The 21,332-nt window shown below is 40.6% G+C and carries 13 protein-coding genes; 5 read left to right on the top strand and 8 right to left on the bottom strand.

All coding sequences use genetic code 11. The features are described 5' to 3' along the window. Positions 1-356: 356 nt before the first annotated feature. Entirely contained in the window at positions 357-710 is a 354-nt protein-coding gene (locus QNI15_RS21875) for a winged helix-turn-helix transcriptional regulator (RefSeq protein WP_314001095.1), read from the bottom strand. Positions 711-851: 141 nt separating this feature from the next. Between QNI15_RS21875 and QNI15_RS21870 the strand changes: the two genes are divergently transcribed. Next, positions 852-1,724 carry a pirin family protein gene (locus QNI15_RS21870; protein WP_314033502.1) on the top strand — a complete coding sequence of 291 codons (873 nt, stop codon included), beginning with the start codon at positions 852-854 and terminating at the stop codon, positions 1,722-1,724. Positions 1,725-1,792: 68 nt separating this feature from the next. On the opposite strand, the gene QNI15_RS21865 is transcribed toward QNI15_RS21870, so the two are convergent. Continuing rightward, the gene (locus tag QNI15_RS21865) at positions 1,793-2,467 is read right to left on the bottom strand and encodes a hypothetical protein (protein ID WP_314001091.1); all 675 of its coding nucleotides are present in this window, start codon (positions 2,465-2,467) and stop codon (positions 1,793-1,795) included. A 477-nt stretch (positions 2,468-2,944) separates the two neighbouring features. Between QNI15_RS21865 and QNI15_RS21860 the strand changes: the two genes are divergently transcribed. Next, entirely contained in the window at positions 2,945-3,337 is a 393-nt protein-coding gene (locus QNI15_RS21860; protein WP_314033500.1) for a hypothetical protein, read from the top strand. Between the two features lie 245 nt (positions 3,338-3,582). Here QNI15_RS21860 and QNI15_RS21855 read toward each other — a convergent pair whose 3' ends face one another. The 4 genes from QNI15_RS21855 to QNI15_RS21840 form a co-directional block, all read right to left on the bottom strand. Continuing rightward, complete coding sequence (locus QNI15_RS21855; protein WP_314033498.1) at positions 3,583-5,016, bottom strand: efflux transporter outer membrane subunit; 1,434 nt, start codon at positions 5,014-5,016, stop codon at positions 3,583-3,585. 50 nt (positions 5,017-5,066) lie between these two features. After that, positions 5,067-8,222: an efflux RND transporter permease subunit gene (locus QNI15_RS21850; RefSeq protein WP_314033496.1), complete on the bottom strand. Its 3,156-nt coding sequence runs from the start codon at positions 8,220-8,222 to the stop codon at positions 5,067-5,069. 56 nt (positions 8,223-8,278) lie between these two features. Beyond that, on the bottom strand, positions 8,279-9,511 hold the full coding sequence (locus tag QNI15_RS21845; RefSeq protein WP_314033494.1) for an efflux RND transporter periplasmic adaptor subunit: 1,233 nt from the start codon (positions 9,509-9,511) through the stop codon (positions 8,279-8,281). A gap of 390 nt (positions 9,512-9,901) precedes the next feature. Next, on the bottom strand, positions 9,902-11,008 hold the full coding sequence (locus QNI15_RS21840; protein ID WP_314001081.1) for a sensor histidine kinase: 1,107 nt from the start codon (positions 11,006-11,008) through the stop codon (positions 9,902-9,904). A gap of 358 nt (positions 11,009-11,366) precedes the next feature. On the opposite strand from QNI15_RS21840, the gene QNI15_RS21835 reads away from it, so the two are divergent. Continuing rightward, entirely contained in the window at positions 11,367-14,150 is a 2,784-nt protein-coding gene (locus QNI15_RS21835; protein WP_314001079.1) for an outer membrane beta-barrel family protein, read from the top strand. A 1,286-nt stretch (positions 14,151-15,436) separates the two neighbouring features. On the opposite strand, the gene QNI15_RS21830 is transcribed toward QNI15_RS21835, so the two are convergent. Then, complete coding sequence (locus tag QNI15_RS21830) at positions 15,437-16,156, bottom strand: GLPGLI family protein (protein ID WP_314033492.1); 720 nt, start codon at positions 16,154-16,156, stop codon at positions 15,437-15,439. Positions 16,157-16,287: 131 nt separating this feature from the next. Here QNI15_RS21830 and QNI15_RS21825 point away from each other — a divergent pair, with 131 nt between their 5' ends. After that, positions 16,288-17,778: a sensor histidine kinase gene (locus QNI15_RS21825; RefSeq protein ID WP_314001075.1), complete on the top strand. Its 1,491-nt coding sequence runs from the start codon at positions 16,288-16,290 to the stop codon at positions 17,776-17,778. Continuing rightward, positions 17,765-18,454, top strand: coding sequence for a response regulator transcription factor (locus tag QNI15_RS21820; RefSeq protein ID WP_314001073.1), 690 nt, complete (start codon positions 17,765-17,767; stop codon positions 18,452-18,454). The genes QNI15_RS21825 and QNI15_RS21820 overlap by 14 nt, the downstream gene beginning before the upstream one ends. A 6-nt stretch (positions 18,455-18,460) precedes the next feature. Here QNI15_RS21820 and QNI15_RS21815 read toward each other — a convergent pair whose 3' ends face one another. Continuing rightward, positions 18,461-21,307 (bottom strand): T9SS type B sorting domain-containing protein, encoded by a 2,847-nt coding sequence (locus QNI15_RS21815; protein ID WP_314033490.1) that lies wholly within the window; start codon positions 21,305-21,307, stop codon positions 18,461-18,463. Positions 21,308-21,332: the final 25 nt, after the last annotated feature.

Below are 21,332 nucleotides of genomic sequence, written 5' to 3'. Positions count from 1 at the left end.
AGTATTGAAAGAATAGCCTACTCAACATATCTATGTTTCTTTTAGGGCTCTTACAAGGGGTGAATAGTTTACTAACCAAGTATTTTATTCAAAATTGCACTTTTTCTTAACCTTTACAAGATATGAGATTCTTTCAGAAGGACAAAAAGATGAGTTTCTTTGAGAAGAACGTTTCTTTCAAGAGTACAAAAAAGGTAAGACAGCACTCAAAAAAGATTTTTCCTTAAAACCTTCAGAAATGAAAAAGATATAGGATACCAAGATCCATTTCAACGCCACAAACTCCCTTTTATACTATCGCAGCCTTGATAGACTAATGATTTAACGTAAATAGGAAGATACCCAACCAACACCCATCAGGCATTTTGCAAAATATTTTTGCGATGAATCTCTCCCCATTTTCGTAAGGCTTCAATCACTTCATTGAGTGACTGACTATGAGGTGTTAAGGAATAAGTCACCTTAACCGGATATGTGTCATGTACAATTCGGGTCACCAATCCATTTAACTCCAGGTCGCGGAGTTCTTTAGATAACATCCGATCTGTAATCCCATTGACTTCTTTAGCAATCTCTCCAAACCGTTTTTCTCCAAATGTTAGTGCTACAATAATGGGGAGCTTCCATTTTCCATTCAATATATCCAGTGCATCCCGTACAGGTCGGAGAATTGCCTTGCATTCTGAATGATCCAAATGAAGATTGTCCATATAATATCAGTTTGTTATGATTTGTACTATACCAGAGTATAGCTCTATACTCTGGTATAGTACTTACAAAGGTATAGTAAAGTTAGGTAACTTTGTATAGTAAAAAATAACAAAACAGGTAACAACATAAATTATATTACTATGACAACTAGCCGAAAATTAGTAACCATACAAACTCCTGCTCCTCATCAAGGCTTTTTAGGAAAAGGCCACACTGCAAGGGCTGTTATTGACGGTAACTTTATACAATCAGATCCATTTGTAATTTTGATGGATGATATGCTGGACAAGAAATATGGAGAGCCTGCTGGTGGCCCGCACCCACATGCAGGTTTTGAAACGGTTTCTTTGTTATTGGAAGGAGAGATAGGAGATACCGCCCATAAAATGAAAGGTGGAGACTTTCAGATGATGACAGCCGGAAGCGGTGTTATCCATACTGAGACCATTGATACAGAGACACAGCTGAGGCTTTTGCAACTATGGCTAATACTGCCTAAAAAAGATCGGTGGACTACACCTCGTGTACAGGATCTACCTGCTGCACATGTTCCGGTAGCGATAGAAGAAGGAGTGCTGCTCAAAGTATACAGTGGAACACTGGCTGGAGTAACATCTCCTGTTAAAAACTATGTTCCTTTGGTAGTTGGCGATATACATATGCAACCCAATGCCAGAACTGTACAGCACATACCTGCGGCTTATAATGCATTTATCTATGTACTGGAAGGAAGTGTGAAAGTAGGGGCAGATGGAAAAACTTTGCACAAAAATCAGGTAGGCTGGTTTGACAGAGAAGATACAGATTCAGACAGTGAACTGATTTTTGAAGCAACAGAACAGGGAGCCCGTTTTGTCTTATATGCTGGTATGCCTCAGGGTGATCCTATTGTTTCGCATGGCCCGTTCATCGGAGATACACAGGATGATATTCGTCGCTTGTACAACGAATACTGGCGTGGTAAAATGGAACACATCTCTGAGGTAGAAGAATCTCAACGTATGATGTGGTAAATAAGAAAACTAAGAGTTATCCTACCTTCAGGATAACTCTTAGTTTATAACAGTATGTATAACCTAGATTAGAAATTATAACGAATACCAAGGCCTCCCTGCATATTTACCCAACCCGGATCATGGGATAGCTCAATGTATAGATTGGCATCTGCAAAAACAGACAATGGAGCCTTTTTAAACTTGTACTCCAACCCTATAATACCATCCAGACCAAAGTCTACGAATACTGGACGATCAGTAGTACGCACCCATACATAGTCATTTTTGCCAGGTCCATAATAGGATTTGAAATCGTAGGTATAAGTTGTGCGGTCAAAGCGGAACTGTACCCCACCACCATAATACCAATCCAATCCGGAAGCACCTTTGATAGCCTTTTGCCCCATGTAGTGAGCCTGAAGCCCTAAAGCTCTATAAGAGCCATATCCTATGTACTTGTAATTGTTTTTATTAAAGCGATTGTCATAATTGTATCCATAGTTATACATTGTTCCCAGATTGAATTCCAGGGCAGACTTTGTAAAATACTTCTTCACTGTAAGCCCGGTAAGCGTACCCAGACGTAAACCTACTCCCCAGGATGGATGCGACGAATAACTGGCGGATGCTGAAGATTTTTTAGCTGTACTCTTCGCTGAACTTGCAGGAGCTTTTTTGGCACTTGCCGTACTCTTTTTCTGCTGAGCTAACAAGGCGGTACTAACTGCCAGAAAAGCAAGAACAAGATAGATTTTTCTCATAATTAACTGTTTGGTGTATAGAGTTACTGGTAAAATTGATTATTGTCTTGTCCTCTTTTTAAAAGAGTTTGGAGACGTTTCTGGATGCGAAGATACAGGAGGGTTTTGGGGTAGGATTTTGAACAATGAACAGACACTTACAGATGTATGATTTTATTTACGATTTAGTGTATTTGTTTTCTGTAGAATTTTTAGAAGGCCTGCTATATACAAGGATTGGTATATTGTTTGTGGGTTTTTGACCTTTAACGTTCTTAAATGTAGATGTATTTTATTTGTTTTGATGTAATTGGTTGATTTATAGCTGTAATTTGAAAAATTATTGCAATATATTGAATATAAGAGTGTGTGAATAATACCTAATACTGCTTGAGTTTATTTCATAGAAATGGTTTTGTGGTAGTTTCGAGGTAAGCAATGGAACCATTCAACTATGAATTATAAGACTTTGGGTTACAGTTTTACAAAATAATATACATGAAAAATATATTTCTACTATTAGCTATAGCTCTACTTTTAGAATCTTGTAGATACTGGCCTTTTGTTGATTATCTGATTATTAATGATTTTGAACCTACTCAATATTATGATAAAGGCAGTTTGACAAGAGATACAGTAGTTTATCTTGTAAATACGGATTCTTTGAAAATGTTTAGTGAGGCTAAAGTTTGGATACCTAACAGGAAAAGAAGTGAGAATTTACATACAATTCGGGTAGATATGTATTTCCGAATGGCAGTAAATAAATACGTAGATACCCTTCATTTAATAAGTAGCTTACAGAAAATCAATTTGCATACAACGGATAGAATTCAACTTAAACCTGAGTTTGTTATTTATGCAGGAGCAAAATCTACAAGTACTATTTGACATTTAAAGGATACAACCCAGTTCATTTGGAGAAATTTATGAAGAATTGGATTGATGAGAATACATCCCGTTCACTTAACCCCACAGGGGTACAGAGGTTATTGGTAAATTCTATAAATAAAAAGATAATAAAAAACGTTACAGGCAGTGCCCGTAACGTTTTCTGGTTTTTGCTATTCGTTTATAGCCCCTTCGCTGTTTTCCACAACAACGTATCTGTATAAGCTAAGACTAGCTTTTATTTTTTATTTCAATCCTCCACCCAGAGCACGGTATAGATTTACTACCGCCTGCAACTGCTGAAGGTTGTCATTGATGCCACTTAGCTGAGCGGCTAACAGACTTTGCTCAGACGTAAGTACATCTGTATAGTTTGTTTCGGAGCTGTATTGTAACAAGGCTCTTGTAAATTCTACCGATTTTTCGAGTGCTTCCAGTTGTTTGGCACGGGAGATTTTCTTGTCAGCTGCCGCCTGGTATGAATACAGAGCATTGGAAACTTCCTGACCTGCTACCAGTAAAGATTGCTGGAAGCTGTACATTGCCTCCAACTGCTGAGCTTTGGCTATACGTAAGCGGGCCTTGTTCTGATTCCGGGCAAAAATAGGTTGGGTAAGTCCACCTACCAGGCTGTAGAATACCGAACTAACAAAGAAATTTTCCAGCTTTAACGTCGACAGACCACCACTACCGGTAATGGTAAACGATGGATAGAAATAACCTCTTGCTACATTGGTGTTTTCAAACGAGGCTCTGAATGCATATTCGGCTTGTTGCACATCCGGACGGTTTTTCAACAATTGAGTGGCAATACCTGTTTTCAGATCCACCTGTACCTGCTGTGCATCCAGCGTAGACCGTTCGATATGTCCGGGTGCTCGTGCCAGCAGGATACTCAGCGCATTCTCAGTTTCCCGTATGCTTTGTTTTATATCCGGAATCGACACCTCTGCTGCATAGCGGTTGGCTTCACTTTGTACTACGGCTGCACCTGTAACCGTTGCTGATTCTTTCAGGGCTTTCATCGCATCCACATCTTCGATCCGTTTTTCCAGCGTTTGCTGTGTAATAGCCAGCTGCTTGTCCAATGCCAGCAGGCTATAGTAGTTTAGGGCAATGTTGGCAATAAGCTGTGTCTGAACTGCCCGTTTGGCTGCTTCGCTTTGAAGTAACGTAGCATAGGATGCCCGTTTGGCACTGCTCAATTTACCCCATATATCTGCTTCCCAACTGGTAGAAAGCTGTGCCTTGTAGGTAGTAGTATTCAGGTTGATGTTTACACTGGAAGGAAAGTTCAATGCTGCTTTGGACTGTTTGGCCTTGGTTGCATTTATATCTGCCTGCAATGTGGGTAACAAAGCTGATTTGCTTTGCAAAAAACTCGCCTCCGATTCCTGAATGACCTGTATAGCTGTTTTTAAATCCAGGTTCTTGTCCAGTCCTTCTTTGATTAAATGCTGCAGATTGGGATCTGTAAAAAGAGAAGTCCAGGCAATATCAGCCATAGAGGTGGTATCTGACGCTGCACTCTGATAGGTGGAATCTGCATCTGTTTTCCGAAAAAGGCTGTCTGCACTTACTTCCAGATCAGGTGTCTTGTATGTTTTGGTGATCCTGCAGGAAGCCACCCCTAACCATAACAGGGCAGCCAGCAGGGTATATATACTATGTTTTATCATGGTTTTTCTGTTTTGTTTCATTGGTCTGATTGTCTCGGTTACTTGTCAGACTAGTGAGGCTCGGTAGTATCTTCCAGAAATAGTTCAGGTTGCGGAGCTCCACTGATCTTTTCCTGCAATGCCTGGAAGATGATAAATAGCACAGGGATCACAAATACCCCCAGCAGTGTACCTATCAGCATACCTCCCACAGCCCCTGTACCGATAGACTTGTTTCCGGTTGCACCTGCTCCGGTTGCCAGCATCAGAGGCACAAGACCCAGAATAAAGGCAAACGAAGTCATCAGAATAGGGCGGAACCTCGCGAAAGCACCTTCGGCTGCCGCTTCAATCAACCCTTTGCCCTGACGTCGGCGTTCGAGTGCAAATTCTACAATCAGAATGGCATTCTTAGCCAGCAATCCAATCAACATAATCAGTGTAATCTGAACATAGATATTGTTGCTCACATCAAAGATGGTCGCAAAGATGAATGTACCTGCCAGACCAATAGGTAAGGATAAGAGTACCGCAAAGGGAAGTATATAACTTTCGTATTGAGCACTAAGCAGGAAGTATACAAATATCAGACAGAGCAAGAATATATATACGGTCTGGCTTCCGGCTGACATCTCTTCACGTGTCATACCTGAAAACTCATAGCCATAGCCAACAGGTAGTGTTTGGGCTGCTACTTCCTCTATAGCCTGAATCGCATCCCCTGAACTGTATCCTGCATTCGGTGAGCCATTGATAGTAAGTGATGTAAACAGGTTGAACCGGTTGATTGCCTGAGGTCCGTATACTTTGGTCAGTGTTACAAACTCACTAATAGGAGCCATGGTTCCATTGGAGTTCCGTACCTGGATATTATTCAAGCTTTCCATATTGTCACGATAAGCAGGTTCAGCCTGATACATAACCCGGTATTGTTTCCCAAACTGATTAAAGTTGGATGAATATACCCCGCCATAATATCCCTGCATGGTATTCAGAATATCACCTACTGTAAGGCCTGCGTCTTTTGCCTTTGCTACATTCACATCAATGTTGTATTGTGGGAAATTGGGGTTAAAAGAGGTGCTGGCATATTGAATCTCTGATCTTTTGGATAAGGCTGCAATGAAGTTCTGGCCTACTTTATACAGATTAGCTACATCACCCCCTGTTTTATCCTGCAACTGAAACTCAAATCCGTTGGTGGTACCAAAACCCTGTATGGTGGGAGGGGCAAAGAAGATAATTTTAGCTTCCTTGATACCTGATGTTTTCCCAAAAAGCTGTCCTACTAGTGCCTGTACAGCCTGTCTCTTGTCTTTGCGCTGATCCCAGTTTTTCAACCGCATAATCACCATACCATAGTTACTACCTGTTCCACTGATCATACCCCGACCTGTCACTTTCAGCACATGTTCTACTTCCGGCATGGACTGGGCTATCTTTTCTACTTTCTTCAATACTTCTTCCGTGCGTTCCATAGAGGCAGAAGGCGGTAAGCTGATATCTGACATAATAACACCCATGTCTTCATTCGGCACAAATCCTTTCGGTGTTGTATTCATCAGATAGATAAACACACCCGCAAAGACTGCAATGATACCTATGGGTATCCACTTTCTTTTTCCCAGGAACACAACAGATTTGCGGTACTTTCCTGTAAGAGCATTAAAGGATGTATTAAATGCCTTATAGAACCGATCCAGAAAGTTGGTTTTGCCATGATCATCCTTTGCATGAGGTTTCAGAAACATGGCACAAAGAGCCGGACTCAGTGTTAATGCGTTGATAGCAGACAGGACAATGGAGATAGCTAGTGTAAGACCAAACTGTTTGTAAAATACCCCGGCTGAACCACTGATAAAACTCACCGGAATAAACACTGCCGACATGACCAGTGTAATTGATATAATGGCACCTGAAATTTCACTCATTGCATCGATACTGGCTCGTTTAGCGGAAGAGTATCCCTGATCCAGTTTGGCGTGTACAGCCTCCACTACCACAATGGCATCATCCACTACAATACCAATAGCCAGCACCAGGGCAAACAGCGTAAGCAGGTTTATCGTAAAGCCAAACAGACTCAGGAAGAAGAAGGTACCCACAATGGCAACCGGTACAGAAATCGCAGGAATCAAGGTAGAACGCCAGTCTTGCAGGAATATAAACACAACCAGAAACACCAGTATAAAAGCTTCGATCAATGTATGAATAACTTTCTCAATAGAGGCGTCCAGAAAGTCGTTTACATTGACCATTTGCACATAAGTGATTCCTTTCGGAAAGGTTTTGGATGCTGCATCCAGTACTTTCAGCGACTCTTCGATTACTTCCTGTGCATTAGACCCTGCTGTCTGGTTAATGGCAATCCCTACACCGGGTTGACCATCAATGTTATTATAACTGGAATAACTTTGTGCTCCCAGTTCAATTTTGGCAATATCTTTCAGTCGCAGCACCTGACCGCCAGAAGAGGATCGAACAATGATATTCTCAAACTCGGAGATGCTTTTGAGCCGTCCTTTGTATTTGAGTGTATACTGGAAGGCTTGTTTTCCCAGTTCACCAAACTGACCAGGAGCTGCTTCTACGTTTTGTTCTGCCAGTGCAGAGTTAATATCGTTAGGGACAAGTCCATAGCTGGCCATTACGTCCGGTTTGAGCCAGATACGCATGGCATAGTCTCTGCTACCAAATGCACTGGCATCACCCACACCATTGATCCGCTTGATTTGAGGGATAATGTTGATGTTGGCATAGTTTTGCAGAAAGGTATTGTCGTAAGCAGGGTTGTCACTCTTTAAACCAAAGATCAGTACGTTACTACTCTGACGTTTGGCTGTAATGACACCGGCTTTGGTTACTTCGGCTGGCAACAAACTGCTAGCACGTGCCACCCGGTTTTGTACGTTTACAGCTGCCATATCCGGATTGGTGCCTAGCTTAAAATTAATAGTAATAGTGGCACTTCCGTCGTTGGAGGCAGTAGACGTCATATAGGTCATATTCTCCACCCCATTGATTTGTTCTTCCAGCGGGATAATCACGCTGTTCATGACCACATCTGCATTGGCTCCCTGATAGCTGGCTGATACCTGTACAGTAGGAGGGGCGATTTCCGGATATTGAGACACCGGTAACGTTATCAGACCCAGTATTCCCAGTATGACAATAATGACGGATATGACTGTGGATAATACAGGTCTTTCTATGAATCGTTTTAACATATTTTTCTTTTCACAGTTTTATATGGCTGATCGTATGCAAAAAAATCTGCTGTAGCTTACTTGTCGGATGATACAGAAGATTGAGAGGATAGTTGTGGTTGTATCTTGGTGCCATCGGTAAGGGTTGCTACTCCATCAGATACAATGGTATCACCTGCTTTCAGACCTTCCTCTACCACGTAGGCATCAGCCGTTGTTAATGAGTTTACATGAATCTCTACACTTTTCACTGTCTGGTCTGGCTGTAACACATACACAAACCGTTTTCCCTGAATTTCATAAGTAGCTTTCTGTGGAATCATAATTGCATTTTCCAGCACGGTTGGAATGCGGATAGTAGCACTGCTGCCACTCCGTAGCATACGTGTCGGGTTTTCAAAACCTGCACGTACATTGGCCGATCCGGTTTCTGTGTTGATCAAGCCACTGACAGTTTCAATTCTCCCACTTTGTGGATAGGTAGTTCCATCTGACAGAATCAGCGACACCGCAGGCATATTTTTGAGTTTTTGCTCAAATGTCTCTCCGGGGGTATTGCGAAAAAATGACAACTCCCATTTCTCATTGATGGAGAAATAGGCATAGACTTTTGAAATGTTGGCAACCATTGTAAGCGGCTGACTAGTAGAGCTATTTACATAGCTTCCTATTTTGTATGGAATAGTACCTACTACTCCACTTACCGGACTTACCACACGGGTATATCCCTGATTGGTTCTGGCTGTTGCCAATGAGGCTTTTGCCTGAGCCAATAGGGCCTTCTGTGTTTTTAGTGTGTTCTCTGCAGTCTCCAGTTGAAGCGGGCTTACAATCTCCCGTTGTACAAGAGGTTTGGTTTTATCGTACTGAAGCTGGGCTGTATTTACCTGGGCTTCTGCACTGAGTACGGCTGCCTCTGCATTGTGTACATCCTGTGTATATTGTGGATTGCTGATGGTAAAGAGCAACTGCGATTTCTGTACAGTTGCTCCTTCATCAATATAGATTTTCTCAATATACCCATCTATTTTGGGTCGGATCTCAATATCTTCTGTACCCTTGATCGTAGCTGGAAAGTCAGTATGTAACTGAGCCGTTTGAGGTTCCAGTTTTAGGATCGGATAGGCAGATACCTGATTACTGGCTCCCTGCTGACTCTTCTGCTCTCCGGAACAGGCAGATAAAAGAATGCTTCCTGAAATTACACTTAAAAGTATATTTCGTATTTTATTATCGTTGTTTACACTGAATAGCATATTGTTTTGTAATGGATTGATAGAAGGAACTGTTTTTGTCAGTTTGATTGGCATAGAAAACTGTACTATTGCCAGATTTTATCAGGAAAAGAGTGTGTTTTCTGATGGTATAAAATCTTTATTTCTGACAGAACAAAGGTACTGATGAGGGAGGGGAGGATTAAATGAATCTTGCTGAGTCCCGATTTAGGCTAGCTAAATGCCTTTTTTTGCTGACCGAATACTTATACAACAATGAGAATAGCAATTTCTGTAGATAGGTTTTATACTAATTATATCCACCAGGCAACCTGCCTTATAAAATTGGATTGTAACTATAGGTATATATATTCTGGAAATGTACAGATAATGAGTGGGTATTGATTGCCAGAAAGCAATTTTATTAGCTGATATAATACATAAATTATAAGGCGTGTAAAATGGATACCTTACAGAAATGACATATTATTCAGGAATTAAAAGTGGAATTCGGACAATGAAATTGCTCTCTGATTCACCTACCCATACTTTGCGTTCACTTAGCAATTCGTAACGGTTGATGATGTTTTGTAATCCTACTCCAGTAGAAACTTCTGTAAGGGGACGGGGGCGAAGATTGTTTCTTACTACCAAATCATTCTGATCAACCTCTATATAGACCTGAAGTGGAGTCTCCTCTGACATCTGATTGTGCTTGACTGCATTTTCTACCAATAATTGCAGAGTCAAAGGGGCAATGGCATAATGTGTCAGATAGGAAGGTGGAACAGCAAAAGTAACTTTGAATTTTTCTTCAAAGCGGATTTTTAACAGAAATACATAGGATTCAATAAAGTCTATCTCTGTTTTTAATAGCACCCGTTCTTTGTCTTTTTGTTCCAGAATATAGCGATAGGCTTTGGAAAGCTGGTCAATAAATTTTTCGGAAAGATCAGCACTGACATAAACCAGTGAAGAGAGAATACTCAAGCTATTGAATAAAAAATGTGGATTGACTTGATTTTTAAGTGCTTCAAACTGGGACTGAACATTTTCTTTCTCCAGTCGCTCTGCTTTGAGCGAAATCTCTTCCATCTGAAGGGTGGTTTTTCTGTTGGCAATCAGATAAAAACCCGCCAGCATCAGCATCAGGAAAAATCCATTGCTGGATCGCTTAAAAAACAGAGAGGTTTCTTCTGAACCCTGAAGAGGAAAAGGAATAAACGAATCGTATGCAAACCACCAGCGCAATAGTTTGTCAATTCCCCCTACGCAACTGCGGTATACAGCTATAAATGCAATGGATTGCAAAAGGCAGATGAACACCGTGAGCATTAGCGCAGGTATGTTAAAGCCTGACAAAAAATCCTGTCCGAAGGTTTTAAACAGGCGTTCAAGAATCCATTCGGAAACGCTGATCCAGAAAAAATAAACCAGAAATATAGCTATTCCCTCTGTGACAAGAAATGGCAGTAATGATTGCCACGTTTGCCCAAGCAATGGAACCAACAAATAGAGGAATATAGGGTAATACAACAACAGGACTGTCAATGCCAGTTGACCTTTTTGTTGTATAGTTAAACGCTGAATCATAAGCCGACCAGAAAGTTAACTGGAAATTATGTGTTTCTGGATGAAAGTATAACTAATGGTATCAACCACTCTCCTCAATCTATCTGCCTGGTGAACACATATCCGATTTGTTTCTCAAATCTCTGATTTTTTGCCATACTTCTGAAAAAATAATGGGGGAATGACTGATTTTGGTTGCTGAGTAAGACTATTTACAGGCTTATTCTCTATTTGATGAAGTACGAAACTGCTAGAGCAAGCATCCACTCGAACAAATGCCTAATTGTATTAACGTTCATTAACATTATTTCCATATCCATTAACCTATCTCCTGTAACCAGTATCCTACTTTTGAAGGCACACAAAACGCTTTCAAACTATGAAACAACTTATTTGCATGGGTATACTTTGCTGGATGGCACAGGCTGCGCTTGCTCAGAAAATCACCGTCAAAGGAAATGTTACAGACACCACAGGCAAATCACTCGAATTTGCCACTATCATGTTGATGCAGCCTACAGACTCTTCCCTGGTATCCTTTACACGAAGTGAGGAAAATGGGAGTTTTGAACTGAAAAGTGTTTCTGTAGGAAGTTATCTTTTCAAAGTGACATTTGTTGGTCTGAAGCCTTATATCCGGCAAATCGCAGTGGATGGTACGAGTGACATGGATCTGGGGTCAATCCGGATGCGACCTGTCAGTAATGAACTGGATGAAGTGACCATAAAAGGAGAGAGAACACCTGTAACGATCAAAAAAGATACTATTGAGTACAATGCAGGGTCGTTTAAAACCAAACCCAATGGCACAGTAGAAGACATGATTAAAAAAATGCCAGGTATAGAAGTGCAAAGCGATGGAACTGTCAAAGCTCAGGGTGAGACTGTAAAACGGGTCACCGTCAATGGAAAGGAGTTTTTTGGGCGTGATCCTAAAATTGCTACCCGTAACCTGCCAGCTGATGCTATAGACAAAGTACAGGTGTATGATAAGAAATCCGATCAGGCAAGTTTTTCGGGTATTGATGATGGACAACGGGAGAAGACTATTAACCTGGAACTGAAAGATAAGGACAAAAAACTCAACTTTGGGACCTTTATGGCTGGAGGTGGCACTACTCAGAGATTTGAAACCAAGGCCAACTATAACTATTTTGATAAAAAGACTCAGTTTTCGTTTCTGGGAATGGGGAACAATACAAACCAGCAAGGCTTCTCCATGGACGATTATCTCAACTTTACAGGAGCTGCTCAGCGAATGGCATCGGGAGGGTCAGTACGGATTGAGGTAAACTCTGACAATACGGATGGAGTACCTCTTTCGTTTGGAAATAACGTCTATGGGGTTATGAAAAACTGGGCCAGTGGGATTAATTTCAACAATCAACCTTCTAAAAAGACAGAACTCAATGGAAGCTATTTCTTTAATCTGATCAATCACACCTTCGAACAGAGCCTTACCCGTCAGAATTTTTATCCGGGTTCAACCTTTACATCATTGCAGAAAAACAACCAGAATAATGACAATACCAACCACCGCCTGAACCTGACTCTTGAACACAAGTTTGATTCTGTAAACTCGCTGAAATGGACATCCTATGCAAGCTATAATCAGACTACCAGTCGTGTAAACAGCCAGAGTCAGACTTTTAAGGAATCGGATTCATTGCAAAATGAAAGCAACCGTATCAACTACCGGAATGGAGATGCACTGAATCTGAATACCAATCTGCTATTACGCCATCGCTTTCGTAAGAAAGGAAGAACTATCTCCGGCAATCTGAACCTGTTACATACCGGAAGCAATAGTACAGGTGATTTGCAGGCGCAGAATACATTCTATGGGGATACTACACAGCTGTTTTCTATCCATCAAACTAATGAACAGACCAGCCAGACAACCAGTTATGGTGTGAACTTCTCCTATACCGAACCTATTGCCCGACGCAAATACCTGGAAGTCAATTATACCTATCAGAAAAAGCAAAATGCTGTCAATCGTAAGGTATATGATATTGAAAATGAAAACGAAGCACTGAATACATTACTGAGTAATCATTTTAAAAGTGATTTTACGTACAATCGTATCGGGATGAACTTCCGGGTAAACCAGAAGAAATACAGCTTTGCTATCGGACTTAACGGACAACAGTCTGTACTCAATGGACAGTTGCTTTCCAGAGATACTTCCATTAATCGTACATTCCAGAATCTGTTACCAGTAGTCCGCCTGAATTATGATTTTTCGACAAGTCGTCATCTTTCTTTTGGGTATGAAACCGATGTACAAGAACCTTCTCTTACACAGTTACAACCTGTCATCGATAATTCTGATCCGCTTAATATTTCTATGGGTAATCCGAGATTACGTCCGGAGTATTCGCATCGCTGGCGGGCAAACTATATAGCCTTTAACCCGGCTAACTTTTCCAGCTTTTTCTCAATGGCAAATATTGTTTATACAACCAATAAGATTGTCTATGCCCAGGGCGTTGATGCAAATCTGGTAAGAACAGTGATGCCTGTGAACACAAAGGAGTACCTGAGTGCAATGGCTGATGCTTCTTTTGGCTTTAGAATTAAACCTATCAATAGCAGGATCAATCTCGGTACTTCCATGACATACAACAAAGGCGTGAATGTATTGAATGATCAGCAAAGTGGAGTAGAACAGTATACTCAGGGTGGGAATATTTTTTATGACTACCGTTTTAAGGAAATCCTTGATCTTTCTCTGGGTGCCAATGTGAGCTACCAGCAGACTAAGTATGAATTTAACAAAGACCAAAATCAGGCTTTCCTGAATGAAACCTACACTGTTGAGGCAAATGCGACCTGGCTAAAGAACTTTCAGCTGAATACAACATTGAACTATTATATATACCATAGTTTAACCAATGCCTTTAATCAGCAGGTGCCTGTATGGAATGTATCGCTTTCCCGATTATTTCTGAAGAACAAACGGGGTGAACTAAAAATCTCCTGTATAAACCTGCTGGATCGTTCACTAGGGGTAAATCAGCGATCTTCGGTTAACTATCTGGAACAGGAACGCATTAGTTCGCTAGGTAGATATTTTATGCTAAGCTTTACGTACTCTTTAAACAAGGCCTTCAACCCTACAGCCGGAGGGCGCGGTATGATGCGGATACGGAGGGGATAGATGACAGGAAAATAACATGAGTCATCCCGAATTTGGGATGTGATTTTTACCAGCGTCTATTCTTTTGAAAAGAGTATAGGCGTTGGTTAATTTTTAAGCAATCTCTCTTCCAGAGTAGGTTTATAGTCCAGAGCATTTCTCTTCTTATCGCCTTGCTTGCCTTTCTCTAGCTTGGTTTATTGTCTCTTACATCACTCTTCTTGTAGCCTCTTACTTTTTTGCTTGTCCAAAAAAGTAAGCAAAAAAGGACACTTTTCTCCGATCCTTCCCCCCGCAGGCCAAAGGCCAACCTCGCGGAGAAAAGATTGCCTACACACCTACACCACCACTCGCGATTTAAGGTATTGCAACTCTCTTTGTAACTCCTTTGCTTCTCTTTTTCTAAAGGCTATTCTTTTCCTCAATATTCGGGATGACTCATGTTGTTATTGCAAATGCTAAAGAACATTGAGATGTGTCTCATAAAATGGTGTATAGATTGTAAAGTTAGAAATAGGATGGATATTACAGACAAAGATATAAATTTCTGATTTAATGAATCAGTAGCCTATAGACAATATAATAAAGCATCATCAACTTTTACTATGGAGTCTATCAAGTATACAAACCTACCTGTTTATAGTTTACTCTGATACATTTTTTGGTTCACAGTTTCTCTCTCCTATAGGAGAGAGAAACTGTGAACCAAAAAACAGAAAAATAGTGAGTGTACTAAAAATGAACTAAAAAATAAGCTAAAAAACATTGATTATCTTGTTGAATTATAGCTTGTTGTGTGCCTTTCTGCGGGAGGTTGAGTAAGCCAGAAGTGAGCCAGAAATGAGCTAAAAATACCGTTTTTTTAGCTTATTTTTTAGTTCATGGTATGCACCAAAAAGAGCTAAAAAATAGTGCATAAAATACAATTTTTACTGGATGTAATACACTATTTCTAGTTGATTAATACAAACCTCCAACAGGTAGAATTTCGCTAAAATAATAATCTTACGGTTTGTTCTATGCAAAAACTTTTTTGTGATGAAATCTGTCCACCAGCAATCTTGGAGTGAGTTCACGGTAAACTATTTTTTATCAAGATAACGTAATGGATAAGCTTTTGATCCATTCATGTATAGATTTATATGTAGTAATCTGCCTGAACGAAAGTATACTCAATCAGTGGGTTTGACTACAACTATGTACAATGCTGATTTTTGACCTATAAAATAGCATGGTATACTATAGGCTTACAAACAAAAAAGCAGCGAAGTCCGCTGCTCTATACTAATTTATAGGTAAGAGGTTTGTTAATTCCGGAAAATACGGACGTTGCCACCCTGTTGTTCCATTTCCCGCATACGGTCGTCCTGCATCTTGCGGAATTCATTTTCTGTGATTGGCTTTCCTTTGACAGGTGCTTTCACGAGTTCATCTTTTGTGAGTTTTCGTAATTCTATTTTAGTTGCAGTAGCAAGCATTTCGCCATTGTTGGAATCCAGTTCCAGAATCAGACCTGGTAAGCCTGAATATCCATCCGGACCTGATGACAGATAAATATTTTCTGCATACCAGGCTGTGAGATTGCGTTTTCGTTCAGCATTGTAATAGGTAGCTTTTTTGCAGGGGATACCCTGGATTTGTTTGGTCTGATCGCTTAGTTGCCAGGGTATGTTCTTAAGAGTATCTGAGATAAGATATTGTTTGCCCAGAAATTCTCGTTGGGTAACCTTCTGATGGCTTTTTTGATTGGTATATACCTCTACTATAGGACGATTAATCTTGATTCTCATGCCTCCATTGTTTTCTTCTTCCTCTTCATTATCTTCCTCAAGGGTTTTGTAAAGTGATTCCTGACCTGTAAACAGAAGCTGATTTTTAAATACCGGTGGTGGTGGCATATTGGCAGGTGCCTGTCCTGGAGGAAGCATGATTTTAACAGTGACGGCATAGGTAATAACACCCTCCTGGTTCTGCCCAAAGCTGGTTAGAGTGATCCCAAGAGTAATCAGAAGAAATAGCTTTTTCATAGTGGACTTGTTTTGTTTGGACAAAGCTATTGTGCTTGTAGTACAAGTATGGTTAACGAACCTGAAAACAATGTTAATTAAGGTTAAAGGAAATCCTTATATTGATGATTAGCATGTACATTTGTCCTAGTATGAAACATTCCAAACGGTCATATCTTTCCATCTTGCTGATGAGCAGTAGTCTTGGGCTGTTGCTGCTGTTTCAGATTATCTGGCTGCAGAAAGTCTATAACGAGCAATACGAAATCCTATACAAGGACGCAAATACTCTTTTCCGCACTACGATGATGGATCTTCAGGATTCTGTGGTTCGAAAAAATATGAAGCTCATTAAAGCAGATACGATTGTTCACCGTGTCAGCCCGTCTCTGGTACCAGCAGGACAGCCTTCTTTGGAATTTGAACACAGATCGGAAAGGGTATTGATTCAAAATCATCGTATGAGAGGCGTCAGTTCTGTGATGGATACATTACCCGATAAGACCCAGGTAAAGATTTTTATCAGTTCTGATCAGCGTTTGGACTCTTCAGAGAAAGTATTGGGAAGTATAGCAGAGAATATTGGTGCACTACGAAAGAAAAATGGGAATTATAATTTTTTGGTTAAACTGGATATAGATTCTATTCCGGTTGGTGCTATTGCGAAACCCTATCATCAGTCACTAATTAAGGCCAATATTGACTTACCTTTTCAGGTACTCCGATTGCCTGCTGGTAGACCTTCAACCAAAGCCACAGGTATACAAACAGAATTATTTGTAGGATTCCCAAGCCGAACAAATTACATGGCTTATTTTCCTGAATACAGAATGTATCTGTTTCGCCATAGTCTACCTCAACTGATATTTTCTGTTTTTCTGACACTGATTACCTCTTTCTCGTTCTTTCTGATTTACCGCAACTTCCAACGACAGAAACGCCTCAATCAGCTGAAAAATGACTTCATCAGTAATATTACACATGAACTCAAAACACCTATTACCACAGTAGGTATTGCCATCGAGGCATTGAGAAACTTTAACGTATTACAAGACCCTACTCAAACCAAAGAATACCTGGAAATATCCCGTCAGGAATTGAATCGACTCAATATCATGGTAGATAAGATATTGAAGACGGCTGTATTTGAAAACAGTGGAGTCGATATTCAGTGGGATACCATAGATATGGAAAAACTGATTGAACAGGTACAACAATCCATGCAGTTGCAATATGAAAAGCTGGGTGCTGAGGTTGTATTTACCAGAGAAGGAAACATATTTTCAGTGAGAGGTGATACAGTTCATCTGGTTAATGTAGTATACAATCTGATAGACAATGCATTAAAGTATACCCGTAAACAGCCCTCTATTACCATTCTTTTACGGGAGTTATGGGATAAGATTGAAGTATCTGTACAGGATGATGGTATCGGAATCGCAATGGAGTTCCAACATAAGATCTTCGAGAAGTTCTTTCGTGTTCCTACAGGTGATGTACACAATGCCAAGGGGTACGGCCTGGGACTAAATTATGTGAATCAGGTAATTGAAAAGCACAACGGACAAATAAAAGTACAAAGCGAACCCAACAAAGGCAGTTGTTTTACCATTTATCTACCCAAAGTATATGCAGAAAACTAAGGTGTTATATGTAGAAGACGAGCCGTTTCTGGGTAAAATCGTAAAAGAAAGCCTCGAAAGCCGGTCGTTTGATGTCTGTATGGTGGCAGATGGTCAACTGGTATCTCGTTTGTTTGAAGAATACAAACCAGATATTTGTGTACTGGATATTATGTTGCCAAACAAAGATGGCTATGAAGTGGCTACTTCCATCCGGCAAAAGAATCCCCAGATTCCTATTCTATTCCTGACAGCCAAAACACAAACGGAAGACTTACTGAAAGGATTTCAGGCAGGAGGAAACGATTACATCAAAAAGCCATTCAGTATGGAAGAGTTGATTGTTCGTATGCAAAATCTATTGCAGATAACCTACCGGAAAAGCCAGGTTTCCTCTCAAACCATCTCTATTGGCCGATACGAGTTTAACCCACAACGATACGAATTGAAGCTGGGCGACAAGCTGAGGAAGCTTTCATATAGAGAAACTGAACTGTTGTCTATTCTGGCCGAAAATCAGAATTTTACCGTTAACCGCAAAGAGATTCTGTTACGGGTATGGGACGATGATTCCTTTTTCAATTCCCGTAATCTGGATGTATATATTACCAAGTTGCGTGATTACCTGAAAGAAGACACCTCTGTCCAGATAATCACCATTAAAGGAGTAGGATACAACTTTTTGGTAGGCAGATGATAGAATTTACTTAAATACCTGCAAAAAGCCTTTAAAAGCCTGCTTCCGTTCAGTAGCTACAAACTCATAGTAATATACTCCAGATGGCAAATTGGCCGCGCCCCAGTCACCCTGATAGTCTCTGGCTTCAAAAACTTTAATACCCCATTGATTCACAATACGTACCTGGTTAGCAGAATAGAGATTTAACGGCTCAGGATGCCAGGTGTCATTTTTTCCATCACCATCCGGAGTGATGACATTAGGTATAAATAGTGGGTTTTCAAACGTGAGACATAGTTGATTGGATAAGGACTGATAGGCTCCACTAGTAGACTGACCTGTCACATAAAAACAATACTGGAATCCTTCTGTTGTACCGGGTAGAGTTGCCTGAGACTGAGTAGAAGTAGTAAGAGTTGAAAAGTCAGACTGATCATCCAGTTTCCTGAGGACCTCATAGGAGGCGATTCCTCCTGACCAGGTTGTATACGGACTCCAGGTCAGTGCTATCTTCTTGCCTGTTTCTATTCCTGTTCCTTGTAACAGAATGTTGCGGTGTATTTCAGATATAGCAGAGTCTCCACAGATAGTAAATGCCACCAGGCGGTATTCTGAAACCAGGCTATCCAGTGGTTGATTAGTAATGAATGTTGTTTGGCTATTGGTAGTTGTTGTACCTGCATTTTGCCAGTTGAGTTGCCCCAGGATTCTAGTCTGTATCAGCACTTCAGGGAGATAAAAGGGCTGTTTTTGAATAACATATTGCAGTTTTAACTGACTGGGTTGGTTCAACACGCCACTCACATTGTACAAGTGAACATTTTCATTGCCCACTGTTTTTGGATTTATGACTGTAAGTGTATCCGAACGACCAAAACAAATCTCCAAAGCTGTATTCACACTTTCATTGATCCATACCTTGCCAGCCTGCATGGTTGGTTCCCAGCGAATGGTAACCTGTGCCGATCCTTGTCCGGCAATGACCTGTCCATTAATCACCTGCCAGTCGTATACAGAACCATTGGTAGGTAGAATGCGATACGTTTCAATCCATTGACTACACAATAACGTGTCGCGTCCTTTGGGTTGTTCAGTTTCTAAAAATTTAAATACCTTAACTGGAAACGGATTTATGTTATCCTGACACCCATTTGTATTGATAGAGATCGCTGATACAGAAGCTTGTAAGTTGGATGTATTCCAATCCACACGTATGGTATCTGTGTTCTGTCCCGATACAATCGTGCCACCTTGTACCTGCCAGGTAATCTGTTTTCCTTTCCACTTATCTTCAATCCAGTAGGATACACCTTTCACACCCGGGCATACAGATCGGCTCCCCTGTATCTTCCATGTATTCACTCCTTTAACAATTACCTGCACCGAATCATAGTAGACACAACCAGTCAGATCAGTCATCTTTGCATAAAACCGAACTGTATCGTTCGCACTGGTAGTTGGAATAGAGGGTTGATAGGTTGGATTGGCTGTATTGGCATTGCTTACTAACCCAGTAGGTTGCCAATTATACGTATAGTTAGGACGAGGGGTAGTGCCTAGCTTTAGAGATTGGTGATTACATACCAATGCATCTGGTCCGGCAAAGTTATCTTCAGTGGAAGGTTCATGAAAATACCAGGGAGGAAATACTGGTAGTATGCTTGCAATACTGTTTCCTGCCGGTATTGTCTGATAAGAAAAACCTTTTTGAGCTATTGTACATGCACTAGGATTTTGTATGACAGAGAATGCTTTCGCTATTCCAAAATCAATATCGGTGACATCTGATATAACAATTTTCTTCTGTGGTGTTAATTGCATAAAAGCTAAAAGGTCGTAAGGTGCTTCCGGGAATTTGAATAGTACCTGACGTGATTGATCAAAAAAGGTAGCATTAGAAGCTGCCAGATCATAACAGACAAGCGTTTTGTTGCTGGTGACCTGAACCGAATTCTGATTAGCGATATAGAGATACACACTATCCTCCACCACATACAAAAACCGACTGTCTGCAGAAAACTCAGTTGTACTTTGTAAATAAGTTTGAATGGATGGATTCGAATTGATAGTGCCAGAGCGACTAAGCTGTCGAAAAGGAGTAAAATGGCCTGTTTGATTATCGAAACGTAATACCTGGAGTATATTCTTATTCTCAGTATTTAAGTTCATTGCTGATGCTACAGAAAGAGTTAAAAATCGTCCATCAGGAGACGCTTTTAGAAAATTTCCGTCAAAGTTTACATCTCCAAAACTTCGGAGGTGTTCTGTTTTAACAGGTATTTTGGCAATGCCTTGCTGGTTTATCCGATAGGCGTTCAGTGTATCTCCAAACATGCTTTGGGAAATAAGCCAATAGTTGGGGTCATCGGGTGTTTTGATTAGTGTAAAACCATCATGTTGCGTATCTGCAATAGCTACATCTTTTTGTACTACATCTCCTTTGCCGTTATTAAGACTCATATCGATGAGAGAGTAGCGTAGCTTGGTGTCATAATCTGCCTGTGTAGTACTTAATGGTTGCCGAACCATAAAACTATAGTACTGGGTAGTACTGCCAGGAACCGGAGCAATAATAACAGGTAGGTAAGTAGTGCCCCAGGTTACAGAAATGCCTTGTCCGTTAGGCATTACCTGTCCGGTTTTATCAAAATAGCTCATCCCATCTGTAGAAAAAAGCAAGTTACCAGATGCATCCGCTACAGAAGCGCGATTTACATGATAAGAGCTTCCTGGAGCAGGTGGTATAGTGGTAGGAGGAAACTGCCCAAAGTTCAATCCATAATATTGACTAAGCCAGAAAGAAGATTCTTTTTGGGCAAAGCAGTGGGTAAAAGAAAATAGCAGAAATAGAAAACAGTAGATCTTTGCCATAGTAAAAAGTAGACTCTCTCATGTG

The sequence above is a fragment of the Xanthocytophaga flava genome, from assembly GCF_030068545.1.
Taxonomy (GTDB): domain Bacteria; phylum Bacteroidota; class Bacteroidia; order Cytophagales; family 172606-1; genus Xanthocytophaga; species Xanthocytophaga flava.
Note: the sequence above shows the minus strand (reverse complement) of the source record. Positions and strands in the feature narration are given on the sequence as shown.